We start from the raw sequence: 25,895 nt of genomic DNA, 5'->3' as shown, positions 1-25,895 counted from the left end.
CGCAGCCTGAACGGAGCGCTGCCCGAACGCAGCCTCCGGGTCGGCCACCGCGACGCGCGCGGGTGTCACGGTGCGAAAAGATCAGCGGACGCAAGCGCCCCACGGCCGTGGACACCAAGCGGCTGTCCCCCGGCACTCTGGCGTGTCTGTGCGTGCACGGCCGGCGAGGAGAGACGATGGGATGATCCTGAGCACAGGCGCCGGAACGTGATCACAGCCGGCACAGGGCAACGGCCTTCTGCGGCCGGAAGGAGACCCCGGATATGGGTGCGACCGAGCCCTCACGGGGCGATCCCGACGGGGCGGGCGCCGTTCCCACCCGGCCGGGCGGCCTGCTCGACGTACTGAGCGTGGCGGCCGTTCTGCTCGATGCCGAGGGCAGGATCGACCTGTGGAGCCCACAGGCCGAGGACCTGTTCGGATACACCGCCGATGAGGCGCTCGGCGCATTCGCGGGCCGTTTGCTGGTCCACGAAGACCACCTGCAGGTCGTGCTGGGCATGTTCGCTCGGGTCATGGAGGGCAGGGGCGACTGGGCCGGCACTTTCCCCATGCGGCACAAGGACGGCAGTACGCGCATCGTCGAGTTCCGCAATATGCGGCTGCTGGACTCCCAGGAGGAGTACTACGCCCTCGGCCTGGCCGCCGACCAGGCGACGGTACGCCAGGTCGAACGGGACCTGGCCCTGTCCGCCCGGCTGGTGGCCCAGTCGCCGATCGGACTGGGCGTGCTGGACACCGACCTGCGGTACGTGTCGGTCAACCCCGCCGAGGAGCGCCTCAACGGGGTACCGGCCGCTGAGCACATCGGCCGGCACGTCCACGAGGTGCTGCCCGCCGTGGACGCGTCGTTCGAAGCGGCGATGCGCGAGGTCCTGGCCACCGGCGTCCCCATCGTGGACCAGTACACCGTCGGCCGTACGCCGGCGGACCCCGATCACGATCACGCCTGGTCGATCTCCTTCTACCGGCTCGAAGCCCCCAATGGGGACGTGCTGGGCGTGGCCACTTCCAGCGTCGATGTCACCGAGCGGCACCGCGCCGTCGAGGAGCAGCGCCACACGGCCCTCACCCTCCAGCACAGCCTGCTGCCCCGCACACCCCCGAGCCGTCCCGGCCTGGAAGTCGCCACCCGCTACCGCCCCGCCCAGGCCACCATGGAGATCGGCGGCGACTGGTTCGACGTCATCCCCCTGCGCGGCGACAAGACCGCACTCGTCGTCGGCGACGTCATGGGAAGCGGAGTCGCGGCCGCGGCCACCATGGGCCAGCTGCGCACCGCGGTGCGCACACTGGCCGACCTCGACCTCGACCCCGCCAAGGTCCTGCACCACCTCGACCACGTCACCGAAGGCCTCGACACCTACGCGACCTGCGTCTATGCCGTCTACGACCCCCGAACGGCGCGGTGTCACCTCTCCCTCGCCGGACACCTGCCGCCCGTCCTCCTGCGCCGGGACGGCACCCGCGAGCTCCTCGCCCTGCCCACCGGCGCCCCGCTGGGCGGCTGCGGCGTCACCTTCCACACCACCAGCCTCGCCATGGAGGCAGGCGACCAGCTCGTCCTGTACACCGACGGCCTGGTCGAGACCCGCCACGAGCCGATCGACACCCGCCTCCACGTCCTCCTCGACGCCCTCGACGACCCCCACCGCTCACTGGACGACACCTGCGACCACCTCCTGCACACCCTTCGCCACCCGGGAGACCATGACGACGTAGCCCTGCTCATCGCCCGCGCCACACCGCACTGATCTCTTCCTGCCGGCTTGCCCCGACGGACCCCGTTGCTGCCCGACGGCCCGGCACCGGCGCCTCCACGGTCACGCCTCGCGGGCGTCCCGTCGCGCCGCTCATGCCTCGCGGGCGCCCCGTCGCGCCTCGCTCACGCCTCGCGGGCGTCCCGTCGTGCCGCTCGCCGTACCGCCCGCGCGTCACGGCGGCGTCCGACCGCCCGCAGCCAAGCGGCCAGGTCCTCGGTGTAGCGGAGGAAGCGGTCGCGGTATGTCCCGGGCGCCTCCGTGGCGAGCGCACGGGCCAGGTCGACCGCCTCTTCCAGCATCTCCACGGCCTCCTCGCGCCGTCCCGCCCACCACAGCTCCCACGCGAACTGCCTCATCTCGTACAGGAGGACCGGCTCGTACGTCACGGGATCGGCGTCGGCGAGCCGACGGCGGACCTCCAGGGCCTCGGCCAGGGCCTCCGGATCCCGGCTCCCGTCGCGTGGGATCCCCAGGAGCAACACCAGGGTGGGCCCGTGGACTGTCACCTCGGTGGCCGCGAGATAGCGGTACAGGCCGACCAGTACCTCGTCGACGGCGTGCCACGGACCATCCTCCACCTGCTCCGGTGCGGTCCACGGCCGCCTGCGGGGGTCCACGCTCCTTTCCAGGCCGTCCGCCTCGTGAGCGGTCACGCGCGCCTCGTCCCGCAGTCCCACGGCCTCCTGCACCCGGGCCAGCGACCGGAGCCCACCGGCCAGGTCGCTGTTGAGCGCCGCCGGATTCGCCCGTGCCTGCCGGCGGCGGATCTCCACGGCCTGCGTGGCTGCCGCCAGTGCCTCGGTGCGCCATCCCCGCCGGCGCAGCAGGTCGTCGCTGGGCACCCCGCCCTCGTTGATCACCCGCGCGACAATGACCTCGTGTCCCCGTCCCCCGCTCACCAGCATGCCCGCCAGATTGATGAGGGCCTGGGACAGCAGGCCCTCGTACGCGGCCGGGTCGTCGCGTGCCCGCGGCCGGAGGATGGCCACCGCGCGCCGGGTGGCGGCCACTGCGGCGTCGACACGGAGAGCGCTGTCCAGGGAGCTGCCGAGGTTGACGAGGGTGGCGGCCAGATCGCGGTCGTACCACCCGGGCCGGGCCGCCGCCACCTGGGCGTACAGCGTCAAGGACTCGGCGTTGGCCCGCACGGCCTCCACCCGCCGCCCCTCGTTCCGCATACGGATGGCGTAGTTCGACAGCGACAGCGCCAGAGCGGCGGTATCGCTGTCGTGACCCGGGCGCAGCCGTCTCCTTCGGATGGCGACCGCCGACTCGATCGCGTGCCGCGCCTCGTCGCCGCGCCGCTCGCGGTCCAGCTCCTTGGCGAGGTTGTTCAGGGCGGCGGCGAGGTCTGACTCGTAACGCTCGGGATCGGCGCGGGCAACCGCCTCGTAGAGCGTTACCGCGCGCTCCGCCGCGGCCAGGCTCTCGTCGTAGCGGGCTGCTCCGGCGAGATTCGAGCCGAGGCTGAGTTGTATGGCGGCGTGCGCCGCCGGGTCGTCCGTCGCCGCCATGCGGTGGTCCACCAGCCGGACGGCCAAGGCGGCCGCCGCCGGATCGAGTACGGCGTCGTCGCGACGCGGCAGGTACGCCGCGATGGCCTCCAGCAGCTCGAAGTCGATGTCGTCGAGCGCCACCAGCGCACCGAACGGCGCACCGCCGGCCGCGACGGCCAGCCAGGGCGCCTGCCGGAGCAGGGGGTACAGGTGCTGGTGGCGCATGTGTGGCCAGCGGTCGGCCGCACTGACCAGCACCGTCATCGCGCGGGACAGCCAGGGCGCGGCCGGGGCGTCGCCGGTTCGCGGCAGGAGCGCGTCCAGAGCGGTCGGCGCCCAGTCGTGGGCCGGGTAGTCGGCGGGGTGACCCGGCAGGGTCAGCGCGACGAACTCCTCGGCCAGCCGGTCGGGTGTCAGCGGTTCGAGCACCGTGGGCCGTGCCGGGTCCTCGGGGGGATAGCAGGTCCCGTGGTCGGCGAGCACGGTCCCGGTGGGAAGCGGCAGACGCAGCGCATCGACCGCCGCCGTGCCCGTACGCCGTTCGACCGCGCCGGTGAGCGCGGCCGCGAAGACCGCCCGGTTCATCACGGCCGGCGGCGTCACGTATCCGGGCGTGTCGGCCAGGCGTGCCCAGTGCCGCTGCTCCCGGTCCAGCAGGTACGTCGTCAGGCCCGCCGCGTCGGCGGGCGGGCGGCGGCCCGTCCGGCGGGCGTCCACGGCCGCGAGCGCCGCCATGTGCACGGTCAGTGTGAGGCCGAACTCCGGTTCCGCCAGCACCACCGGCGCTCCGATCGCGTCCGGTGCCGCGAGCCCGTATCGGTCGGCGAAGGCGTCCCGGGCGGCACGGAACATGGCGGCCCGGTCGCCTCCCTCCTCCCCGTCGTCGGCCAGTGCCTGCAGCGTCTGGCGCGAGGTGGCGGCCTCCACGTCGGCCAGCGTCGCGCGCACCGCGGGCCAGCCGGTGGCGTCACGGGCCAGCAGCAGGAGCCGTGCGGGCAGTCCGGGCCGGTGCAGCAGCGCGTTGCTGAACAGCCAGGCCAGGTCCGGCAACGGCCAGTGGTCCGCGTAGTCGACGATCACCAGGACCCCGGTCGCGCCCTCCGCCCGCAGGTCCTGGCTTCCGGGCGGGGGCAGCACCGTGCCGGCTCCGTGCACGGCGACGACCACGAGCCAGCCCTCGGCGCGGGACTCGGCGCCGAGCCGCGCGGCGAGACGGCTCTTGCCCTGCCCGCCGGGGCCGTGAAGCCAGCGGGCCGCGAGCCGACGTGGTGTGTCGCGCCACGTCCGCAGCGCGGCGGCGTCCCCCTCACGTCCGGTGAACGGTACGACCTCGTGTCGGGCGCTGAGCATCCTGCTGGGCAGCTCCAGCAACCACTCGGGATCGGCCGCGGGCGGTCCCGCCCAGCTCCGCAGTACGTACACCGGCCGGCCGTCGCCGAACACGTGGATGTCCGCGCCGATCACCCCGTACGCGAAGCCGCCCTCCGCCCGCACCACCTGCCGTACGAAGGGCCCGGCGCCGGCGTCGTCCGGCTCGGGGCCGCTCACCGCCGGGGGCCGTCCTCCGACGTGCCCCCCCGGTGGATGTGGACACTGCTGCCCGGACCCTGGGCCCCGAACGCCGTGCCGCTCCCGTGCGCCGTGACGTTCTGAGTCCAGTGCTGCGCGGTCCTGGGCAGTCCGGCCGCCACCTCCTCGACGGCCCGACGCAGTTCCTCAGTGGCCTCGGGGTGCTCCCGCAGCAGCGCCGCGAGCCGGCGCGCCCAGGGCCGCAGGAGGTCCTGGCGTGCGCCGTCGGCGTCCTCCTCGTCGGCGACCAGCCGCGCGTCGCCGTCCAACTGCGCCTCGATCGCGGCCGCCCCGTCGTCACCGCTGCGCCGGAACACCTCCACCACCCGCTCGCGGGCGCCCTCCCACGCGCTGGTGGCCATGGCCACCACGATGGTGGTCGCTCCCGCCATCGCGAGTGCCGACATCGGATCCGTCATCGCACGCCTCCCCGTATCCCCCGCGTCCAGGACCCAGCGTAGCCCCGGGCGCGGGCAGCGAGGCATCATGAAGGGCCACGGCAGCGGCAGGAGTTGGCCATGGACACGGTCCGGCGCATGATGTGGGACGACGGCCCCGGGATCGATCGGCGGGCCGCCGCGCACCTGCGGGCCGGGCATCGCGGCGTGCTCCGGGAGCTCATCACCTCCGTGCCGCTTTCGGACGCGGTACGTCTGGCGAAGCGTTACGGCGACCTCTTCGCGGCCGGCCACGACGGGACCCCGCTGCCCGCCCGTCTCGCCGCCGCCGGTGAGGGCCCGCTCGCCCGTCTCGCCGCCGCCGACGAGGCCCTGGTCGCACGGGCGGCCGTGAGGGCCGCGCGGGCGTCCGCCTGTGTCCATCCGGTCATCACCGGCCCCGCCGCACGGCTGTCCTTCGGTGTCGGCGCGCCCGTGCTCACGCTCACCAGCGCGGAACCGGACGGCGCCACCCGGATCGCCATGCTGCGCGACGGTGACTGGCATGACATCTACCGCGGCCCTCTCCAGCACGACGCCGTCGCCTGCGTCGACGAGGAGAACGTCATCGCCGTCCGTAGGAGGCCCGGCCACCGCCGGACCTTGGTGCACTACACGCCCGACAGCGTCAGCCCGGTCGCGGAGGGGGCGGCCCTGACCGGGATGCGGCCCGCCGGTACGGCGGTCGGCTTCGTGGCGGGCAGCGCGCTGCAGCCGGCCGTGATCGTCGCCGGTCCGCAATTCGCCGCCGGAATCATGGACCTGGCCCCGTGGGGGCTCGATGCCGCACACCGCCTCGCCGTCGCCCCGGACGGCCTCGCCGTCGCCTTCGGCGGTGAACGGGACATCGTGGTGACCGACGCGAGGGCGGAGCACCTGATCGCCCGCACCGTCGTCCCCGTGCCGCGCGGGCCAGTGCGGGAGCTGGTGTTCACCGGGCCCGACACCCTGGTGGCCTGCGGGGCGGGCGGCGGACTCAGCCGCTGGCGCAGGGAACCGCACGAGGCGTTGACCCTGGAGGCGGTCGGCGAGGCGCCACCCCTCGGCGGTCTCTGCGCCGTCCCCGCCTGGGGCGTGGTGGCCGGACACGCGGGGAGCGAGGGCCGGTACCTCTTCTTCGATCCGGTCACCCTCGACCCGGCCGGCGTGCCGCGCTCCCTGACGGAAGCCGGCCACACACCCCGGACCGTCCGCGCCGTCACCGCCTCCGCCGACGGCCGGTTCGCCGCCGTGGGCGCCTACGGCGGCGTCGCCGCCCCCACCCTGACCGTCCACGACTTCCACCATCCGCAGGCCCCGCTGCTGCGCCCGCTGGCGACCCTGACCACTCACAACCTCCCGGCCCCCCGAGACGACGCCGGCCCCGCCCCGCACGATCCGCAGGACCTGCAGGCGCTGGCGCTGCTGCGGGACGTCCTGGCACACCGCTCGGGCGCCTGACCCGGTCTGAGCGGCTTCCCGGCCGGAGTCCTCGCCACGGGCCGTACCGACCGGCCACCGCCGGGTCGAACACCGTGAGAACACTCGTCGGCAACAACTCGGGCTGGGTCTGGTGAGGGGAGCTCGTCGGCGAAGGGGGCGGCCGGGCTCGGCCAAGTGAGGGCGAAGCGGTGGGAGGGTTTGTCGTACGTCACCGAGGCGTCGCAGGGGGTGAACCGGAAGCGGCGGTGGATCCAGCCGTCGAGGGTGAGGGCAGCGACCTCCGCGCGGAAGTCGGCGCCGGGGTACGTAAACGCATTGATGCCGAGGACCAGGGTCCGGGCCCGGCCGATAACCAGTTGCTTGGCGTGCAGAGAACCCGAAGGCCAGCCGGGCCGCCTCCAGCCCGTACGGGGTTGCTGCCTGGCGTCTCGCTCTGGATCACAGGCGGCCAGGAGTTCGCCGTAGGCACGGCGGCCGTCGGCCATGGCTGTGGCCGTGGCTGTCGACTGTGGCTGTGGCTGTGGCTGTGGCTGTGCCCATGGTGTGAGCGTTCACGGTCTTCGGCTCTGTCGGGGGATCTTGTGATGGCGCAGCTGAACCGCCGGGCGGGTCCTTCCCTACCGTGGCGACCTACTACCTTCGTGTCATGAGCGAGACAGGTGCCAAGGGTTGGGTCGAGTTGGCGCACGAGGATGTCCACGTCCGTGAGCACGGTGCCCGCACGCGGTGCCTGCCCGAGCCGTGGATGTGCGATGTCTTCCATCTCGACGGCAGCCTGAGGGACATTCGGGTTCTCGATACGACCCGCGTCGAGTGGATCGCCGTCCTCGAACATCTGCGTGCTGTAGCCGACGAGACCGAGGTGGAGCACCCCTACCCCCAGCTCGATCCTGTGCATCCCGCCTTCACCGACCTCTTCGCCGCCTGGGCAGACGACCCCGAGGGCCAGGCGACGGCTTTCGCTTTCCGGGCCCGCTTCGGCGCCATGTGGTTCTTCGCCTTGCCCTTGTTCGAGGAGGAGATCGAGTTCTCCGTCTGGCCCCAGGACGTCCTCGACGGGGTGGGGGTGGCCGCCGTACTGCGATTCCTGGTCGAGGTCGCAACGGCCAGTCAACGACAGGCCCTGCTGACCGGCGAGACCGTCCAGTATTACCCGGGGATGCTGACGTTGATCTCCCACGACCCTGCCACCGGCATCACTTCCCACATCTGAAAGGTGTGGAGGGCGCTCGCGCAATTCGGCTCGGTCGCGGATCGGGCGATGTCGCACGGTCACGGGGCGAGGAGTACGCGTGGGCGGGGCCTACGAGTCGGCGCAACGGATCCGGTGGGGGTGTGGAGCGGCCGGATCCTTGAGGGCGCAGGTGCGGCGCGCAGGCGCCGGTTCCGACGAGCCCGCCGCGGGGTGCGCGGCGGGCTCACATGTCCTGGGTGTGGTGGTGGACCAGGACGGTGAGGAGGCGGGCCAACTCTGCGCGCTCCGGCGGCGTCAGTGGGGCAAGCACCTCGTTCTCCGCCTGGGTCAGCAGTGTGTCCAGTTGCAGTAGGTGGCCGTGGCCCTGGCGGGTAAGGGTGATGACATTCTGGCGGCGGTCGGCGGGGTTGGGAGAGCGTTCCACCAGTCCGCGATCTGCCAGCTCGTTGATGACCGTGACCATGTCGCTGCGGTAGATCCCGGTGCGGGAGCACAGTTCCGCCTGGCTCGCGGGTCCGAACTCGTCGAGTGTCGCGAGTACCGCGTAATGCCACTTGCGGGCGTCCGCCTGCAGCAGCTTCTCGTTCACCAGTCGATCCGACTGGATGGCGGCCAGCGACAGAAGCCGGGTCCGCAGATTCCGCAGTCGCCCGGCAGTGGCGTGCCGATCACCCGAACGGGGCTTGTCCGTACCGCAGTTGTCCATGGCGTCATCCCTTGCGTTCGTCACACCAACAAAATAGCCTGCCCGGCGAGAGACTGTTAGTGCGACGAACGAAGTGGAGACGGTCATGCCCGTGGCCAACGTGTTGGACTCGACGATGTTCTACGAGGAGGCCGGCCGCGGCACTCCCTTCGTCCTTCTGCACGGCAACCCCGGCTCATCCCACCTGTGGCGCAAGGTGCTGCCCGCAATCGACCTGCCCGCCCGCCTGCTCGCCCCCGACCTGATCGGCATGGGCCGCTCCGGCAAGCCCGACGTGCCGTACCGGTTCACCGACCACGCCCGCTACCTCGACGACTGGTTCGACCAGCTAAACCTGAACGGGGTGGTGCTGGTCGGCCACGACTGGGGCGGCGCGCTCGCCTTCGACTGGGCGACCCGCCACCCCGACCGGGTCCGCGGCGTGGCCTTCTTCGAGACCGTGGTGCGGCCCATGTCCTGGAACGAGCTGGGCGACGGGCCGCGCACGCGCGCCCAGAACGTGCGGGGCCCCCAGGGCGAGACGTTGGTGCTGGACCAGAACGCCTTCCTGGAGTCGGCCTTCACCGGCGGCGTGCTGAATCCGGTCAGCGAGGCGGACATGCGGGCCTACCGGGCGCCGTACCCCACGCGGGAGAGCAGGCGCCCGATTCTGGAGTGGGCACGCTCGCTACCGCTGGACGGGAGTCCGGCCGATGTCGCCGCCCGGGTGGGGCAGTACGTCACGTGGCTGGCCGGCAGCGGCGAGGTACCCAAGCTCCTCCTGACCTTCGACTCCTCCCCCACCTTGCTGATCGGCGAGGAGACGGCCGCATGGTGCGCGGCGAACATTGCCGCACTGGAGACCCGGCACTGCGGACCGGCCGGCCACCACGCCCCCGAGGACCAACCCCACGCCATCGCCGAGGCGATCGACGCATGGGCACGGCGGCACACGCTGACTGGCGACCGGCCCTACTGAGCCGGCCCGCGGGCCCGCCCCGAGGAAACCGCCCCCAGGAACCGCCCCTGCGGACGACCGAACCGCAAACCCACGCGACCGCTCACCCACGCGGCCGCCCGAACGCGCCCCGGCAAACGCACCCGGCGAACGCACCCTGACGAACACGCCCCGGCGGACGCGCCCCGGTGACCTCGTCCGGCCCCCGCACTAGCATCGCGGGATGCGCTACGCGGACAACCGAGATGTCGACACGGCCGTGGCCGAGATGGTGCGGGTGCTGAGCCCGCACGCAGCGGATGACTGGACGGTGCCGGCGGGGTCGCTGGAATGGAGCTGCTGGGCAACGGCCGCCCACGTCGCGCACGACCTGATGGCCTACGCCGGGCAAGTGGCGGCGCGCCCGGCCGGCGCCTACCTGCCCTTCGACCTGACCGTCCGTCCCGATGCCTCCCCGCGCGAGGTACTCCAGGTGGTCACGGCCGGCGGAGGACTCCTCAGTAGTGCACTGGCCGCGGCCGACCCGGCGGTGCGTGCCTGGCACTGGGGGCCGTGCGACCCGGCGGGCTTCGCGGCGATGGGCGTCGCCGAGGTCCTGCTGCACACCCATGACATCGCCACGGGGCTCGGGGTGCCGTGGCGTCCCGCGGAGTCGCTCTGCGCGGTGGTGCTCCGCCGCCTCTTCCCCGACGCGCCGCCCGGCGACCCGGACCGCGTCCTCCTCTGGTGCACCGGTCGGGGCGAGCTTGACGGACGTCCCCGCCGCACCTCGTGGACCTGGCAGGCGGCAGTACCCGACTGATCAGCGCAGCCGGGCGCGGAAGGGAACCGAGCCCGAACCCCGTGCGGCGAAGGATCGCCGCTTCCGCAGGGGGGCGGATCCTGGCGCGGCCCGCTGGCCCACGGAGCGGGTGCTCCGGGGGCGCCAGGTGGCCACGAGGGCGGCGGCCAGGAGCAGCTCGGCGCTGTCGCCGCCGTAGTACATGATCTCGGCGCCGCCCTGGACCTGGTCGACGGGCGCGTGGATGTTGATGCCGAAACCGCCGTACATCAGCTGCGAGAGGAGCGCGTGGGCGGCGATGGCCACCCCCAGGACAACCAGTCGTACCGGCACACTGGGCCGGGTGGGGGCCGGGTCGGGGCCCGCGATCACGTACGCGAACAGGCATCCGGCGAGCAGGAAGTGCGCGTGCAGCAGCCAGTGCAGTCCCGTGTTCGCCGACACGGTGTTGTACAGCGGCGTGAAGTACAGCAGCGCCAGTGTCCCGACGCTCAGTGCCAGGGCGGTGCGCGGATCGGCCAGTACGTGTGCCGCTCGGCTGCGCACCAGCGCGGTCACGCGGCGGCCGTGCGCGGGCGGCAGGTTCCGCAGCAGCAGGGTGACCGGCGCGCCCAGCACCAGTCCGAGTGGCGCGTACATGCCGATCAGCAGGTGCTGGAGCATGTGGCCGCGGAAGTCCCCGTGCGCCCAGGGTGCGATCGGCGGCAGCAGGGCGGCCGCCAGGAGCCCGCAGCCGGCCAGGAACCATCCGGTGCGCCACCAACTCCACCCGGCCTGCGCGTTGCGGCGTCGCGCGCGGGCCGCCATCAGGGCGTATCCGCCGGCCAGTAGCAGGACGAAGGCCGTCGGCGCCACCACGTCGAGCGCCAGGCCGCCGTCCGGGCCGTGGTGGGCGGGGTGCCCTGTCACGAGGGACGCGCCTCGCGCACCGGCCCGTCGCTCTCCGGGTCGAAGGGTGCCGCTCGGCGTTGAATGATCCAGCCGGCTGCGACGAGCAGGGCGCCCAGCAGGAGGAAGCCGAGGTCCCACCAGAGCTGCTGGTCGCCGGCGTAGACGTGGTGGATGCCGAGGATGTGGTGGTCCACGACGCCCTCGACGAGGTTGAACAGGCCCCAGCCGACCAGGATCCAGCCCCACAGTGCCGGCGACGTCCACACCCGGCGCCGGTGACGCGTCACCCGCCCGTACAGGACGGCCAGGCCGGCGAGGACCGCCAGCCAGCAGACGGCATGGAAGACCCCGTCCCACACGGTGTTCATCCGCAGCCCTGAGACGGTGTTGGCCGGGTAGTACTTCACTCCGATGCGGTCGTGGTTGGTGCTGGTCAGCATGTGGTGCCACTGGAGCAGCTGGTGCAGGGCGATCCCGTCCACGAAGCCGCCCAGGCCCACGCCGAGGATGATTCCCGGCCGTCGCAGACTGCGGGGCCGGTCCCCGGCCCCCGGTTGCCGACGTTCCGCGCTCAGGCTGCTCGACATGGGGGACCTTCCGCCGATCTGGTGTCCGGATACACGGCCGGGTACCCGACCGCGGTGGTTTCAGCACTGCGGCCACAACTTCCGCGCGCCGATCGGCCTGTCGCCACGGCCCCGCATGCGCCCGACAGGTGCCCGCGATCCGCGGGAGCCGGCCTCCACACGCCGCGCCCTGGGCCGGCGCAGCGTGTGGAGGCCGACCGCCCCCCTCATCGGGTGCCGTGCCGGTGGGTCTCAGGCGGCCGGGGCAGGGAATCGCGCCCAGACGCGGTGGGTCCCCATCAGCTCGGTGAGCCCGCGCAGGGCGCCCGGCCCGTCGCCCGCGAGGACGACGCCCGCTTCGCCGTCGCGGATGCCCGCTGCTTCGAAGAAGCTCTCGGCGCCGTTCCAGCCGCCGATCGCCTTGCCGTGCCGGTACGCCTCGGCGAGCAGGGCCAGGACGCGGGGGTCGCCGGCGGCGGGCCGGGGATCGCCCGCAGCGGGCCGGGGATCGCCGGCAGCGGGCCGGGGGTCGCCGGCCTTGGCATCGCGGGCGCCGTACGCGTCCGCGCCCGGTGCGGGCACGCCCGCGAGCAGCAGTGCGTCGAACTCGACCGAGCGCGCGGCGGCGAAGGTGCGCTGCACCGTCACCGGATCGCCGCCGCCGTCGCTGAGCAGGCGGCCGCCCGTGGGGGCGATCACCAACGGCACCATTCCCGCGTCGAGGACGGCCTGGCGGACTTCGGCCACGCCGGTCAGGTCGGCGGCCGCGTCGGCGACGATGCCGACGATGCGACCGTCCAGAGGCCAGCTCTGCCCGATCTGCGACAGTCGTCGGCTGGGGCGGACCTCCGCCGGCGGTTCGGTGGCCGCGGGGGCGGGCAGTCCCAGCCCGGCCGCGACCTCCGCGCACAGTCCACCGTCGATGTTGGCGAGCGTCTGCAGGACCCGCGCCTTGATGGCCTGCTCGTAGCACTTGGACAGCTCGAAGGTGTAGGCGGCGATGATGTGCTCGCGTTCCACCGTGCTCATGGACTGCCAGAACAGCCGCGGCTGGGAGAAGTGGTCGTCGAAGGAGGCGGGCGCCTCGCGAACCTTGCGCCCGGTGGGGAGCTCGACGGGGACCTCGATGAAGGCGCCGGTGTCGGCGCCGGCGAAGAAGGGGCAGCCGCCGTCGAGGCTGTTGGGCTTGTACGGGGCCACTCCGCGGTGCACGGCCGTCTGGTGGAAGCCGTCGCGCTGCATGTCGTTGACGGGCGCGTGGGTGCGGTTGATCGGGATCTGCGGGAAGTTGGGGCCGCCGAGGCGGGTGAGCTGGGTGTCCAGGTACGAGAACATGCGCCCGGCCAGCAGCGGGTCGTCGGTCGCGTCGATGCCCGGCACGAGGTGACCGGTGTGGAAGGCGACCTGCTCGACCTCGGCGAAGAAGTTCGACGGGTTCGCGTTCAGCGTCAGCAGCCCGACCGCCTTCACCGGCGCCAGCTCCTCCGGGACGATCTTCGTCGCATCGAGGAGGTCGATCCCCTCGAACGTCTGGTCATCCGTGTCGGGGAACGTCTGGATACCCAGTTCCCACTGCGGGAAAGCGCCCGCCTCGATGGCGTCGAAGAGGTCCCGGCGGTGGAAGTCGGGATCCACTCCGGCCAGGATCTGCGCCTCCTCCCACACCAGGGAGTGCACGCCCAGCTTGGGCTTCCAGTGGAACTTCACCAGCGTCGTCGCACCCTGCGCGTTGACCAGGCGGAAGGTGTGGACGCCGAAGCCCTCCATCATCCGGTAGGAGCGCGGAATGCCCCGGTCGGACATGTTCCACAGGGTGTGGTGGGTGGCCTCGGTGTGCAGGGACACGAAGTCCCAGAACGTGTCGTGGGCGCTCTGCGCCTGCGGGATCTCACGGTCCGGGTGCGGCTTCCCCGCGTGGATGATGTCGGGGAACTTGATCGCGTCCTGGATGAAGAACACCGGGATGTTGTTGCCGACCAGGTCGAAAACACCCTCCTCGGTGTAGAACTTCGTCGCGAAGCCGCGGGTGTCGCGCACCGTGTCGGCCGAGCCGCGCGAGCCGAGCACGGTGGAGAAGCGCACGAAGACCGGCGTCTCCACGTCGGCGGCCAGGAAGGCGGCCTTCGACACCGCCTGCGCCGTGCCGTAGGACTGGAAGATACCGTGCGCCGCGGAACCGCGGGCGTGGACCACGCGCTCCGGGATCCGCTCGTGGTCGAAGTGCATGATCTTCTCGCGCAGGTGGTGGTCCTGCAGCAGGACCGGCCCCCGCGGTCCCGCCTTGAGCGAATGATCCGTGTCGGGCAGGCGCACGCCCTGCGCGGTCGTCAGGTAGGCGCCGCTCTGCGCCATCCGGGCCTGGTCGGCGCCGGTGGGCTGGCCGGTCGGACTGACCGTCTCCGGGCCCCGCTGATCCGCCTTCGGCGGCAGGGGTTCGACCGGCTGGACCGGCTCGGCGAGCGGAGGGGAGACGGGGGCCGGCTTGCCGGGGACCCCTTCCTCGGGGCCCTCACGCCCCGGCCCTCCGCCGCCTTGCACGGCGCTGGTGATCTTGTCGGTCACGGCCTTCAGCGGATTCTTCTCAGGCATCGCATCTCCACCACGTAGGAGCCGGGCGATACAGCTGTGACCCAGGGCGATCATTCTCAAACGGGAGGGCTGCCGCCTGCCGCATGCCGTACCCCTATGAGCGAGCACACCCTCCCCGCCGCAGCCCCCCGCCGCAGCCCCCGCGTCAGTGCTCCGCCCGCTTCGCCAGGACCGCGTGTCCGAATTGGAGGGCGTCCGACAGGGTCAAGGCGGTCAGCGCACCGGTCACGGTGCGGGTGGCTTCCGGCCAGACGGCCCGCGCACCGGTGAACGTGGTCACGATCCACACGCTCATGCAGAACGGGCAGCTGATCAGTTCCCCGATCGTCGTCCGGCCCGGCTCCTCGCGCGGGGTCTCGTTGAGTTCCCCCGGCGCGCCGGCGTCGTCCACCTGTGTGAACGGGGCGCGCGCAGGCCGCGTCACCGTGGCCTTGGTGACGAGCCGACTCAGCCGGAACGTGGCGGTGGCGATGAGGGCGAGGTCCCAGGGCCCCGGGGAAGCAGGCCGGGGCTGTCCGGTCCGGCGGTGCAGCGCGGTCCAACCGGCTGTGTACCCGGCGAAGCCGGCCATTACGGCCAAAGGGCCGCCGTGAGTGCGCAAACCCTGCAGAGTCCCCATCGAACCGCCTCGTTCCACCCGTCCCGGGCCGTCGTTCCCTCGTGGTCATCGTCGGTCAGCACCACATCGTGCGGCGCCTACCCGGCCACCCGCCCGCACACGCGCCGATCCCCCGAAAGGGTCCCCACCGGCAGACGGTACGGTCCGGCATCGGACGTGTGCCCCGAGTGGCCGCCGGGCCGGAGCCGAGCCTGAGGACCCCGCTCCCCGCGAAACCGAGCAGGGGAGAGCCGGGCCGCCTACCGATCCCTCAAGCGGTCTTGCCCTGGCCCGTGCCCTTGCTCTTGCCTGCGCCCTTGCTCTTGCCTGTGCCCTTGCCCTTGCCCTTGCCCTTGCCCTGGTCCTGGTCCTGGTCCTGGTCCTTGTCCATGACTTCGCGGATGGCGTCGCGGGTTCGGTCCACCAGGGCGGTTACGGGGCCCAGCACCAGGTTGGCCGCCGCGCTCTCCACCCCGGGGTGGGGGTGGGTCGGCGCCATCTTCTCCGCCGCCCGGACTGCTTTGGCCATGGCCATGAGGCGGGACTGCGAGGTGTTTCGGCGCAGCTGGGCGAATTCGTAGCGTTCCTCGGCGCGGGCATGGACCAGGACCGCGTCGCGCAGGGACAGCAGCAGGGGCATGAACTTCGGGTCGCCGGTGTCCAGGTCCTCCAGGCGGGCCAGCGTCTCCTTGGCCGCGTTCTCCTCCGCGAGCCGTTCTTGGACGACGTCGTCACCGCCGTCGAAGGCGCCGCGGGCATGGGGGTGGACGACTTCCTCCTCCGCTGTCTCGTGGACGGCCAGGAGCCGGACGAGGCGGTGGAAGGCGTCTTCGCGGTCTTCGCCCTCGCTGAGTCGGACTTCGTCGAAGAGGCTGTGGATCTGCCCGTGCTGGCGCATCAGGAGGGCTACCACGTCCTCCCCGGCCGCAGGGTCACCGATCTGCTTCTCGTCGTCCTGCACTTTCTTCACGGCGTCCTCCTGGGGAATGGGGTGGGAGCAGGGTGCCGGCCGACGCAGAGCCGACGGCCGGCTGCGCCTGCCCGGCCGGTCACGCGCGCTGGGAGGGGTCGGGGTGCGGTCCCTCGGTCTCCACGCGGTAGTCCCGTCCGAACATCTCCTGGTGCTGCTCGATGACGCGGTCGCTGGGCGGGGCCTCCCCGCCGTGGATCTGTGCCTGCATCTCCTCGAAGCGCTCGTGTGCCTCGCGGACGTAGCCGGCGCCGAGCGTGGTGAGGTCGATCTGGGTGGCCAGGAGTTCCCGCAGATAGGCCTTGTTCGGTTCGAAGGTGACCACGTTCGGCAGTTCCGGGGCGAGGATCTCCTCCGGCTCGCGCCCGTCGTGACGGCGCATCAGGTCACACGCGATCCGCAGGTGCTCCAGCTCCATGTTCAGGTGCAGCTCCCACACGGCCTTGACCTTGGGGTGGCTCTCCTGCTCCATGAAGGAGTGGTACAGGTAGCACTCGTTGTACTCGTGGGTGACGAGCTGTTCCCACCACGTTTCGCCGGGGTCGACGAGCGACTCGTAGTGGGTGACGTGCTCCTCTTCGATGAGGCCGATCTCCTGGTAGAGCTGGCGGGCGATGGGCTCCATGTAGGTGGGGCCGGTGTTCATGTAGAAGTTCATCGTCTGCTGCTCAGCCGAGAGGATCGTCAGGGCGTGCAGCTTCGACAGCGGGTCGGTACGCGTCTTGTCGTAGGGGTCGCGCACGTTGTCGACCGGGCTGCGGTGGTGCATCCGGGTCGGGCGACCCGGCATCACCTCGGTCAGGCCGTCGACAATCGACTCCGCCTTGCGGTGTTCGATCATCTCGTACAGGTTCGCGTACCGGTACAGGTGGTCGAAGTCCTCCAGCACCCCGAACTGGTACGCCTGCTGCAGATACGGGTCCGGTTCCATGCGCGCCACCCACGACGTCAGATCGACCGCGACCTGCTCGTAGGCGATCGTCGTCTCCAGCACCGACGACACCCCCGGCAGCAGCCAGTTCACCACCTTCTGCTGCTGCGCCTCGATGTAGCGGGTCCGCGCCAGCTGCCGCTTCACCTCGGGATCGACCGTGTTGCGGGCGAGGGTGTGGCTGAAGAGGATCGACTCGACTTCGATGCCGTTCATCGTGATGATGCGGCACCGGGTGTAGGGGTCGCTCGCGTCAGGGTCGATCGGGGAGACGTTCAGCTCACGCCAGCTGCGCAGCTGACGGTCCAGAGGGATACCGCGCTGTTCCAGCGGATTGAAGGCCATGACGGTCACCGACTTCCCACGCAGTTGTCCCGCGACCCCCGGACGGGAGCACGCGGCAGATCTGGGCCGCGCATGCCACCGGACGATCGGGCGAAACCGTCAAATCCAGACAGAGCGAGCCAGGCCCCTTACGGTCTCAGCAGGAGGACGGCGCGGGCAGCGGATCCGCCTTGCCCTCTTGCCAACTCACCCCAACAGGTCAGTCGAACGCCCCCTCGCAGGCGGCAGGGCGCCGACCCCGATCAAAACCACGGGGGCGTGGGTCTTGTCGATGTCTGCGCCTTGCGGATCATGGCTGTATGTCACAGACGCCTCGACGCACACTCCTCGCCCTCTTCGCCACCACGGCGGCCTCCGTTCCCCTCAGCACCCTGAGCGCCGCGGCCTCGCCCAGATCCCCGCTGACGGCCGCTCCCGCACGCGCGACACCCCTTGCGGCCACATCGGCGCCCGCGGCTCCCGCGTCCCTCACCTCGCCCCGGTCCTCCGTCACGATCGGCCCGCTCGACCCGGCCTACTACACGCAGGTCGCGCTCGCCTCCTTCACCACCAGCGTGCTGCCCGGCACACCGGAGCGCCTGGTGGTCGCCTCCGGCTCGCAGCGCGTCGCCGTCCTCACCAGGGGTGCGCGTACCGTCGTCCTGACCGGCCCGCCGCGCACGTTCACCGAGAACAAGCAGTCCTTCGTGGACGACTTCCAGCGCACGCTCCCGGACCCGGCGCTCCCGGTGGCGGACCGGAAGTACTGGGGCACCTCCCCCGCCGGCGGCAGCTGGTCCACCCTCGGCCCCGTCGACACCGACTACGCGGTGGCACCGGGCAGCGGCGTCATCACGCTCACCACCGACTACGCGAGCCGCCACGCGACCCTCCGGGACGACGAGATCACCGACGTCGACGTCCGCTCGGTCGCGAAGTTCGACAAGGTGCCCACGGGGCAGGCGTGTTCGTACGCCCTGTCCTTCGGCTACCAGGACACGCACAACAACTACCGGGCCCGGCTGTCCTTCCTGACCTCGGGGGCGGTCGAGCTGCGGGTGGAGAAGGAAGTCGCGGACACCGTCACCCAGTTGACGGCCGCGACCACCCTCGCCACCGGCGTTCCGGCCGGCACCAACTGGACGATCCGGGTCCGCCGCGAGGGCTCCCGGATCCAGGTCAAGGCATGGCGCACCGAAGCCGCCGAGCCCGCCGGCTGGGCCGCTGACGTCACGGACGCCACCTTCACCAAAGGGCGGGTGGGCCTGAGGGCACTGGCCAACCAGGGTTGTACGAACCTGCCCGTCAAGCTGGTGGTGAGCCGCTTCCAGGTGGACGCCGCGACCTGGCAGCAGCCCCCGACCGTCACCCACGACAACTGGGTGCGCGTCCTGGCGACGCCCTTCGACGGGGCCTGGACCCCGGAGCTGGAACAAACCGTACGGGGCTGGGCCGGTTCCCCGTCCCCCGATGTCCTGGCCCACGCCGCGGCGTTCCTCGCGGGTGCTCCCGCCGTGACCACCGCCGCCACCCCGGCGTCGGGAAAGCAGGTCATGGGCAAGGCCGGGTACGGCTACCTGGACCCGCAGGGCTACCGGTACGAGGGCGCGGACTTCCACGAGTACATGAACCTGGGCTGGACCTTCCCCGACGGCGCCCACACGGGCCTGTCCAGCAAGCAGGTCGGCAACCTGGACTGCTCGGGCTACACGCGTATGGTCTACGGCTACCACATGGGCATCCCCCTGGCGGCGGGCGAGGACACGTCCAAGACCCGGATCCCGCGCAAGTCTCGGCACATGGTCGACTACAGCCCCGGCGCCCGGATCGACCGCACGGACGGGACCAATCCACCCGCCGCGCAGCAGCTCCAGCCCGGCGACCTGCTCTTCTTCAACGCCGACTCCGGTGACGACACGGTGACCGCCACCGTCGACCACGTAGGGATCTACCTCGGCGTGGACACCGCCGGGAAGCGGCGTTTCCTCTCCAGCCGCAAGACCGGCCACGGTCCCACCATGGCCGACCTCGGGGGCGCCTCACTCCTGGACGGCACGGGCACCTATGCGAAGAAGCTCCACACGGTCCACCGCATCTGAGACCACCGGTACGCCGGCGCCGGACGGACCAGCGCCGGCGCACTGGCCTGGGCGGTCCGGGCCCGCTCAGTGCACTATCCGGTCAACTTCCGCGCACGGCAGACTTGTTGGCGGATGCGGGCGCCACGGCCGGAACAGGAGGGACGAATTCGTTAGACAGGCGAAGAGTTTCCGCACATAATCCTTAGACATGGGAAAGACTTACGAACGCATCGACGGCCGGCTGCGCACTTTCATAGAGCAGCAGCCGGTGTTTTTCACCGCGACCGCCCCGCTGGCCGGCGACGGCACGGTCAACCTCTCCCCCAAGGGCCTCAAGGGCTCCTTCGTGGTGCTCGACGAGCAGCGGATCGCCTACCTCGACTTCGCCGGGAGCACCGCCGAGACCGTCGCCCACCTGCGGGAGAACGGCCGGATCACGGTGATGTGGTGCGCCTTCCAGGGACCGCCCAACATCGTCCGGGTGCACGGCTGGGGCGAGCCCGTCTTCCGCGACGACCCGCGCTTCCAGGAACTGCTCACGCACTTCCCCGACATCGACCCGGCCCTGCACGGGCTGCGCGCGATCATCGTGGTGACGGCCGAACTCGTCCGCGACTCCTGCGGATACGGCGTGCCCTACATGTCGTACGACGAGGACCGCGACCTGCACGGCAAGCGCTTCTCGCGGGAGGACGACGCCTCGCTGAGCGCGTACTTCGCCAAGAAGGACCACATCGCGCAGAGCATCGACGGCCTCCCCGGACTGCCGCTCCCGCTGCCGCCCAGCACCTTCTGAACGACCGGGCGCGAGGACCGGGCGGACGGTAGGGCCGACCGGGCAGCGGGAGACGCGGCGGGAGGCACGGCGGGCCCGCCTACAGGCGCACGGTCCAATCGACCGTCGACCGCAGGGTGCGGGCGATTTCGGGGTCGCGTACCGCGGGTGTGCGGTCCTCGACCGTGACCGACAGCCGGTGGGTCCTGAGGTCGAAGAGCCACAGGTCCGCGACCCGCACCTCGCTGCGGCCCGCGAACCGCTTCAGCTCCCTGCCGTCCAGGTACCAGCGGACCACAAGCCGGCGCCCGTCGGCGCCGGTGAGCGCCGGTACCGCGGCGCGGGCCGTCTGCCGCGACCGCAGGGTGCGGTCGGTCGGCGTGAGCGCGGTCACGGGCTTCGCGTGCTGGTAGAACCCGGCGATCATCGCCTCGACGCCCGGGAGGTTGAACGGCTTGCCGAGCACCCGCATGAGGGAGTTGTCGGTGGGTCGGTACAGCCCGGTGGTGAAGTAGCCGCCGCCCTCGTACGCGCCGACGGTGCCGCCGTCGGGCGACTCCTCGCCGAGCCAGCGGTGCCACTTGGCCCGCCGCGCGGCCATCCGGTCCGCGGGGAGGGTGGAGCTGTTGGACTCGGCGGGCTCGGGACCGGTGTACTTCTCGTACTCCGGCAGGCCCGGGTAGAAGTACTCGTCGGCGAGCTTGCCCAGCGAGTGGCCGGTTTCGTGGATGGCGACCTGCCCGGACTTCGCGTGGCCCGCCGAGGCGGTCGATATGCCCTCGTAGCCGAGGGTGGCGCTCGGCTCGTTGTAGCCCGCTCCCCCGTACTTGGCGCTGTTGGCCAGCACGACGACGAGGTCGGCCTCGGGCGCCTTCGCCACGTACGAGTCGACCTTGGGCTGGTCGACGCAGAGCAGCCGCTCGATACCCTCGCACCAGAAGTACGAGCCGAGGGCCGTGTCGCGGACGGTGGCCGGGTCGGGGTCGCCGCTCACCCCGGAGTCGTGCGAGACCGCGTCGACGGTCCAGACGTTGAAGAGGTTGCGGTAGGTGCTGTACGGCTCGACCGCGGTCACCTCGGCCCACTTCTGCCGGGCGTCCTCGTGGAACCGGGTCAGCTCGGCGGCGGTGTAGCCGTCGCCGATGACGACGACGTCGAGGCGGTCGGCCGCGGGGCCGCTGTCGACGATTTTTGCGACCTGTCCGTCGGCCGCCTGTTCGGCGGCGGAGAGCCGGGCCGCGCCCCGGCCGGGCCCGGCGGCGGCCGGTACGCGGATATGGCCGGAGCCGGCGACGGCGCCGTGCTCCGGACCCGGTATCTCCACTTCCAGCCGGGCGGTCGCGGGCCCGTCCGCCGGGACCGCCGCCCCCGCCGGGCCGGCCGGCAGTACCGCGGCGAGCGCGCAGGACGCCGCGACGGCGGCGCGCAGAAGGGTGCGGGTGGCGGAGCCCCTGCCGGTCCTGCCGACCGGATCCGTGGCCGAAGGCATGGCCGAGTCCATGAAGTCATCCCCCTGGAAGAGCAGTTAAGCAGCGAGTTAAGTGAAGTGAATCGGGTGCTTAAATTAGGGGGAGCGCGGGACGTGCGCAATGGCCCGCTCCCCCTGAATACTGGGGAGTTCGAGCATCCAGGGGGTAACGCATGGACGAACCGGTGCAGATCGGCGGCAGGGTTCAACGGCTGCGCACCGAACGCGGGATGACGCAGAGGCAGTTGGCCGAGCCGGCCTACACCCCCGCCTACATCTCGACCCTGGAGTCGGGCCGGGTCCGCCCCTCCGAGACCGCGCTGCGCTTCCTCGCCGACCGTCTCGGCGTCTCGTACGAGGAACTCGCCACCGGCCGCCCGGCCCGGGTGGCGACGGAACTGCGGCTCGCGCTCACCGATGCCCAGCGGACCCTGGCCACGGGCGCCGCCGACGAGGCGGCCGTCCACTACCGGAGCCTGCTCGCCGACGCGGAGCGGCTGGAGCTGCTGCCCGAGCGGGCCGAGGCGCTGCTCGGTCTCGGCGACTGCGCCCTGGAATGCGGTGAACTGACCGACGCGACGGCGCACTTCGAGGCGGCCGAGCGGCTGCTGGCCGATGAGCCGCTCCCCCGCCGGGTCCGTCCGATCCGCGGCCGCGCCGTCGCGCACCTGCTGGCCGGGGAGCTGCGCTACGCGTGCTACCTGCTCGAATCGGCCATCGACGAGCTGGGCGCGAGCGGGCTGGCGGATCCCGAGGCCCTGGTGATGCTGTACGCGGCGGTGATCGGCCCGTACATGGACATGGGTGCCCACGGTCGCGCCGCCCACGCCGCCGAGCTCGCGCTGGCGCTGGCACCGCAGGTCAGCGATCCGGCGCTGGTCGCGGGCATGCACCGGCAGGTGGCGCGCACCTTCCTCGCCGACGGACGCGTCGCCGACGCGGACGCCTCGCTCGCCAAGGCGCAGTCGATCTACGGTCAGTTGCGGCTGCGGACCGACCTGGCGCACTGCCACTGGATGCGCGGCTATGTGCACGCGCAGAACGACGACCTCGTCTCGGCCGAGCGCGAGCTGCGTACGGCACGGGACATGCTGTCGGCGCGCCGCGCGGCCCTGTACACGGCGCAGGTGGAGGTGGAACTGGCCGACGTACTGCGGCGGGTCGGCCGTCACGAGGAGGCGGCGGGGCTGCTGGCGGCCCTGCTGGAGCTCGGTGACCGGCACGGGGCCGTGCACGCGGGAGGGGCGCACCGGCTCCTCGGCCTGATGGCGGAGGAGCGCGGCGACGCCGAGGCCGCGGAGGAGCACTACGTACAGGCGCTGGCGCTGCTGGAGCGCAGTGGGGCGACGGGCGATCTGGCCGATCTGTGCCGGTTGCTGGGCGACCTGTTGCGGCGTACGGGCCGGACGGAGGCGGCTCTGGACGCCTACCGCACCGGTCTCGGCCACCGCGCGGCCCCGGGCACCACGACTCTGGGTCCGGCTCCGGTGTCGCCCGCGCTCCGGGTCAGTGGTTCTCGGTGGGCCGCAGGTCGCGCGGGATGAGGGCCCAGGTGGTGGCGGCGGCGGTGACCGCGAGGCCTCCGGCCATGAGGAACGCGGGAGTGATCGCCAGGGTGAAGGCGTGTGCGGCGGTGTCGATCAGCGCCTGGCCGACCGCGCCGCCCAGCCGCTCGGCGGCGTGGGCCGCCTCGCCCACGGAATCGCGTACGGAGGCGGTGGTCGGGCCGTCGAGGCCGAGGGCGGGGAGGTTGCCCCGGTAGAGCACGGCCGCGGTCGAGCCGAGGACGGCGACGCCCATGGCCGAGCCGAGTTCGTAGCAGGTCTCCTCGATGGCGGCGGCGCTGGAGACCTGGGACGCGGGCGCGGCGGAGATCAGGGTGACCGAGGCTACGGTGGTCGCGAGGCCGGCGCCCAGGCCCATGACGGTGAGGGCGGCGGCGAAGGCGGGATAGCCGAGATCGGTGAACTGCTGGAAGGTCCAGGGCAGGGCCATACCGGCTGCCAGTACGACCAGTCCCGCGCCCAGCACGTGCCGGATCGCGAACCGCTGCATCAGAGCGGGCGCGACCATCGAGGCGCAGATCAGCGCGAGCGGGGCGGGCAGCAGGCGCAGCCCGGCCTCCAGCGGGGTGTAGCCCTGGCCGTACTGGAACCACTGGGTGACCAGGAACAGGATCGCGCCCATGCCGACCATGGGCAGGAAGATCGCGGTGGCCGCGACGCTGAATGCGGGCGAGGCGAACAGCCGTACCTGGAGCAGCGGGTGCTCCACGCGCAGTTGGCGGCGTACGAAGACGGTCAGCGCGACGGCGGCGACGAGGAGCAGGGCCCACGGCAGCGGGTCGGCGACACCGCTCTTGCCGAGCTGCTTGATGCCGCCGGCGAGGGCGAGCATGCCGACGACGGACTGGCCGACGCCCCACCAGTCCCACCGGCCGGTGCTGTGCGGGGAGCGTGATTCGGGGAGGTAGCGCAGGCCCGCGGCGACGATCACGGCGGCGACGGGGAGGTTGAGGAGGAAGGCGGAGTGCCAGCCGTAGTCCTGCACGAGGAGGCCGCCGACGACGGGGCCGAAGGCCATGCCGCCGCCGAAGACGGCGGCCCAGACGGCGAGGGCGAAGGCGCGTTCCTTGGCGTCGGTGAAGACGCCGCGCAGGATCGACAGGGTGGACGGCATGATCGCCGCGCCGCCGATACCGAGGAGGGCGCGGGCCGCGATCACATGCCAGGCCTCGGTGGAGAACACGGCGATGAGGGAGGCCAGCGAGAAGATGCCGAAGCCCGCCATGAGGAGTCGTTTGCGGCCCCAGCGGTCACCGAGCGCGCCGGCGGTGACCAGCAGGCCGGACAGGGCGAGCGCGTAGATGTCGATGATCCACAGCTGCTGCACCGCCCCGGGCCGCAGGTCGCCCACGAGGGAGGGGAAGGCCACGTTGAGGATCGTGGTGTCCATGGAGATGAGCAGGAGGCTGCCGGAGAGGATTGCGAGGACGATCCATCGGCGGGGGTCCTGCGCGGGGGTGTGCATGAGGTTCCGTTCGGGCGTGCGCACGGGCTGTGGCGGAGCGGTCAGGGTGCCGGCGGCGTGGCGAGGGGCCGGGCGCCGCCGAGGAAGGACGTCAGGACCAGGCCGCCGATCTGGCGGGGGGCGAGATGGCCGTCCCGTACGCCTTCGGCGGCGGCGTCGAGCAGGCCCCAGAGCGAGTACCAGATCCAGTACGGCGGCAGGTCGGCGCGCAGGCGTCCGAGCCGCTGCCCGAGGGCGAGGAAGGCCAGGGCCCGCTGGTCCTGGCGGTCCACACCGGCCCGGAACTCGGGGTCCGCGAGGACGGTGGCGTCACGCGAGGTGAATCCGTAGAGGTGCGCGGCGGGCATGAGGGCGACGACCAGGTCCTCCAGCGCGGAGTCGAACTCCGCCCCGTCGGCGGTGTCCGCCAGGTCCAGGGGGGCCAGGCAGCCGTCGACCACCTGGATCGCCCGGACGGCGACGGCTTTGAGCAGGGCTTCGCGAGTGGCGTAGCGGCGGCTCAGCGTGGCGCGGCTGGTGCCGACACCGGCGGCGATCTGCACCATCGACGCGCTGTGGTCCCCGGCCAGGACGCGGGCCGCGCCGTCCAGCAGTTCGTGTTCGTGCACCATGGGTGAGCCTCCTTCGCCTCGAACGATACAGATTTGTCTCACTCGAAGCAAAACAGCCTCACGGGAGCAGCCAGGTGCGGCTCCCGCCGGACGCCTCGGCGCGGCATGGGTACGCGGTGTCTGGGTAGACGCCCAGGCGCAGTTCACACCCGGCACGGGAGGCGTAATGCGGGACGAGTACGAGAACGACGAGCGGGACGGAACGACCGGCCCGAAGGACGGACGCAACGAGACGCAGGTCGAGCGCGCGGACAGGCAGTGGCAGGAGCTGGTGCAGGAGATCCGTGTCGCGCAGACCGGTGTGCAGATCCTCTTCGGCTTCCTCCTGACCGTCGTCTTCACCCCGCATTTCCAGGGGCTCTCCCAGACGGACAAGACGCTCTACATCGTGACCGTGATACTCGGCTCCCTGGCCACCGGGGCCCTGATAGGGCCGGTCTCCTTCCACCGCATAGTGTCGGGCCGCCGGATCAAGCCGCAGGCGGTGGCCTGGGCCTCGCGGCTCACCTTCGTGGGCATCGTCCTGCTGCTGGCCACCCTCACGTCGGCCCTGTTCCTGATCCTGCGGGTGGCCACGCACAACGAGCTGGTCCCCTGGCTGGTGGCCGGGGTGCTGACCTGGTACCTCCTGTGCTGGTTCATCCTCCCGCTGTGGGCGCGGACGCGTTACACCACCGAGGACACCGAGGACGGCAAGGAGAAGTAGGGGCGGAGCCGGCGACCGGGTGAGGATCCTTCACTGAGGATCCTCACCC

The 25,895-nt window shown here is 71.9% G+C and carries 20 protein-coding genes and 1 pseudogene; 9 read left to right on the top strand and 12 right to left on the bottom strand.

What is annotated here, in order from left to right; all coding sequences use genetic code 11:
- The first annotated feature begins 263 nt into the window (after positions 1-263).
- Complete coding sequence (locus tag ACFWUQ_RS05490) at positions 264-1,754, top strand: SpoIIE family protein phosphatase (RefSeq protein ID WP_384533142.1); 1,491 nt, start codon at positions 264-266, stop codon at positions 1,752-1,754.
- Between the two features lie 131 nt (positions 1,755-1,885).
- Here ACFWUQ_RS05490 and ACFWUQ_RS05485 read toward each other — a convergent pair whose 3' ends face one another.
- Both ACFWUQ_RS05485 and ACFWUQ_RS05480 read right to left on the bottom strand, forming a co-directional pair.
- Entirely contained in the window at positions 1,886-4,807 is a 2,922-nt protein-coding gene (locus ACFWUQ_RS05485; protein ID WP_384533139.1) for a hypothetical protein, read from the bottom strand.
- Positions 4,804-5,247, bottom strand: coding sequence for a hypothetical protein (locus ACFWUQ_RS05480; protein WP_384533136.1), 444 nt, complete (start codon positions 5,245-5,247; stop codon positions 4,804-4,806). The genes ACFWUQ_RS05485 and ACFWUQ_RS05480 overlap by 4 nt, the downstream gene beginning before the upstream one ends.
- Before the next feature lie 99 nt (positions 5,248-5,346).
- On the opposite strand from ACFWUQ_RS05480, the gene ACFWUQ_RS05475 reads away from it, so the two are divergent.
- A complete protein-coding gene (locus ACFWUQ_RS05475; protein ID WP_384533133.1) occupies positions 5,347-6,705 on the top strand; it encodes a hypothetical protein in 1,359 nt (452 codons plus the stop codon).
- 628 nt (positions 6,706-7,333) lie between these two features.
- The gene (locus ACFWUQ_RS05470; RefSeq protein WP_384533130.1) at positions 7,334-7,900 is read left to right on the top strand and encodes a hypothetical protein; all 567 of its coding nucleotides are present in this window, start codon (positions 7,334-7,336) and stop codon (positions 7,898-7,900) included.
- A 205-nt stretch (positions 7,901-8,105) separates the two neighbouring features.
- Here ACFWUQ_RS05470 and ACFWUQ_RS05465 read toward each other — a convergent pair whose 3' ends face one another.
- Positions 8,106-8,675, bottom strand: a complete 570-nt coding sequence (locus tag ACFWUQ_RS05465; protein WP_384533127.1) for a MarR family winged helix-turn-helix transcriptional regulator — start codon at positions 8,673-8,675, stop codon at positions 8,106-8,108.
- On the opposite strand from ACFWUQ_RS05465, the gene ACFWUQ_RS05460 reads away from it, so the two are divergent.
- Positions 8,674-9,546, top strand: a complete 873-nt coding sequence (locus ACFWUQ_RS05460; RefSeq protein WP_384533124.1) for a haloalkane dehalogenase — start codon at positions 8,674-8,676, stop codon at positions 9,544-9,546. The genes ACFWUQ_RS05465 and ACFWUQ_RS05460 overlap by 2 nt on opposite strands.
- A 202-nt stretch (positions 9,547-9,748) precedes the next feature.
- Positions 9,749-10,327, top strand: a complete 579-nt coding sequence (locus tag ACFWUQ_RS05455) for a maleylpyruvate isomerase N-terminal domain-containing protein (RefSeq protein ID WP_384533121.1) — start codon at positions 9,749-9,751, stop codon at positions 10,325-10,327.
- On the opposite strand, the gene ACFWUQ_RS05450 is transcribed toward ACFWUQ_RS05455, so the two are convergent.
- The 6 genes and pseudogenes from ACFWUQ_RS05450 to ACFWUQ_RS05425 form a co-directional block, all read right to left on the bottom strand.
- A complete protein-coding gene (locus tag ACFWUQ_RS05450) occupies positions 10,328-11,215 on the bottom strand; it encodes a cytochrome c oxidase assembly protein (protein ID WP_384533118.1) in 888 nt (295 codons plus the stop codon).
- Entirely contained in the window at positions 11,212-11,784 is a 573-nt protein-coding gene (locus ACFWUQ_RS05445; protein ID WP_384533115.1) for a DUF2243 domain-containing protein, read from the bottom strand. Before ACFWUQ_RS05445 ends, ACFWUQ_RS05450 begins: the two co-directional genes overlap by 4 nt.
- Before the next feature lie 231 nt (positions 11,785-12,015).
- On the bottom strand, positions 12,016-14,352 hold the full coding sequence (locus tag ACFWUQ_RS05440) for a catalase (protein ID WP_384533112.1): 2,337 nt from the start codon (positions 14,350-14,352) through the stop codon (positions 12,016-12,018).
- Positions 14,353-14,497: 145 nt separating this feature from the next.
- The gene (locus ACFWUQ_RS05435) at positions 14,498-14,923 is read right to left on the bottom strand and encodes a DUF1360 domain-containing protein (protein ID WP_384533342.1); all 426 of its coding nucleotides are present in this window, start codon (positions 14,921-14,923) and stop codon (positions 14,498-14,500) included.
- A 406-nt stretch (positions 14,924-15,329) separates the two neighbouring features.
- A pseudogene (locus ACFWUQ_RS05430) lies at positions 15,330-15,911 on the bottom strand (hemerythrin domain-containing protein); the annotation flags it as partial.
- An 88-nt stretch (positions 15,912-15,999) separates the two neighbouring features.
- Positions 16,000-17,196, bottom strand: coding sequence for a hypothetical protein (locus ACFWUQ_RS05425; RefSeq protein WP_384533109.1), 1,197 nt, complete (start codon positions 17,194-17,196; stop codon positions 16,000-16,002).
- Positions 17,197-17,495: 299 nt separating this feature from the next.
- Here ACFWUQ_RS05425 and ACFWUQ_RS05420 point away from each other — a divergent pair, with 299 nt between their 5' ends.
- Positions 17,496-19,274 (top strand): NlpC/P60 family protein, encoded by a 1,779-nt coding sequence (locus ACFWUQ_RS05420; RefSeq protein WP_384533106.1) that lies wholly within the window; start codon positions 17,496-17,498, stop codon positions 19,272-19,274.
- Positions 19,275-19,464: 190 nt separating this feature from the next.
- Entirely contained in the window at positions 19,465-20,052 is a 588-nt protein-coding gene (locus ACFWUQ_RS05415) for a pyridoxamine 5'-phosphate oxidase family protein (RefSeq protein WP_384533103.1), read from the top strand.
- A gap of 79 nt (positions 20,053-20,131) precedes the next feature.
- Here ACFWUQ_RS05415 and ACFWUQ_RS05410 read toward each other — a convergent pair whose 3' ends face one another.
- Positions 20,132-21,520 (bottom strand): M64 family metallopeptidase, encoded by a 1,389-nt coding sequence (locus ACFWUQ_RS05410; protein ID WP_384533100.1) that lies wholly within the window; start codon positions 21,518-21,520, stop codon positions 20,132-20,134.
- A 152-nt stretch (positions 21,521-21,672) separates the two neighbouring features.
- On the opposite strand from ACFWUQ_RS05410, the gene ACFWUQ_RS05405 reads away from it, so the two are divergent.
- A complete protein-coding gene (locus tag ACFWUQ_RS05405; protein ID WP_384533097.1) occupies positions 21,673-23,043 on the top strand; it encodes a tetratricopeptide repeat protein in 1,371 nt (456 codons plus the stop codon).
- Here ACFWUQ_RS05405 and ACFWUQ_RS05400 read toward each other — a convergent pair.
- Together ACFWUQ_RS05400 and ACFWUQ_RS05395 are read right to left on the bottom strand one after the other, a co-directional pair.
- Positions 23,006-24,529 carry an MFS transporter gene (locus ACFWUQ_RS05400; protein WP_384533094.1) on the bottom strand — a complete coding sequence of 508 codons (1,524 nt, stop codon included), beginning with the start codon at positions 24,527-24,529 and terminating at the stop codon, positions 23,006-23,008. The two genes, ACFWUQ_RS05405 and ACFWUQ_RS05400, sit on opposite strands and share 38 nt — an antisense overlap.
- Positions 24,530-24,570: 41 nt before the next feature.
- On the bottom strand, positions 24,571-25,140 hold the full coding sequence (locus ACFWUQ_RS05395; RefSeq protein ID WP_384533091.1) for a TetR/AcrR family transcriptional regulator: 570 nt from the start codon (positions 25,138-25,140) through the stop codon (positions 24,571-24,573).
- Positions 25,141-25,306: 166 nt separating this feature from the next.
- Between ACFWUQ_RS05395 and ACFWUQ_RS05390 the strand changes: the two genes are divergently transcribed.
- Positions 25,307-25,846 (top strand): DUF6328 family protein, encoded by a 540-nt coding sequence (locus ACFWUQ_RS05390; protein WP_384533088.1) that lies wholly within the window; start codon positions 25,307-25,309, stop codon positions 25,844-25,846.
- Positions 25,847-25,895 lie beyond the last annotated feature (49 nt).

This window comes from Streptomyces sp. NPDC058662 (assembly GCF_042716255.1).
Lineage (GTDB): Bacteria > Actinomycetota > Actinomycetes > Streptomycetales > Streptomycetaceae > Streptomyces.
The sequence above is the reverse complement of the archived record's forward strand: the minus strand, read 5'-3'. Positions and strand labels throughout refer to the sequence as shown.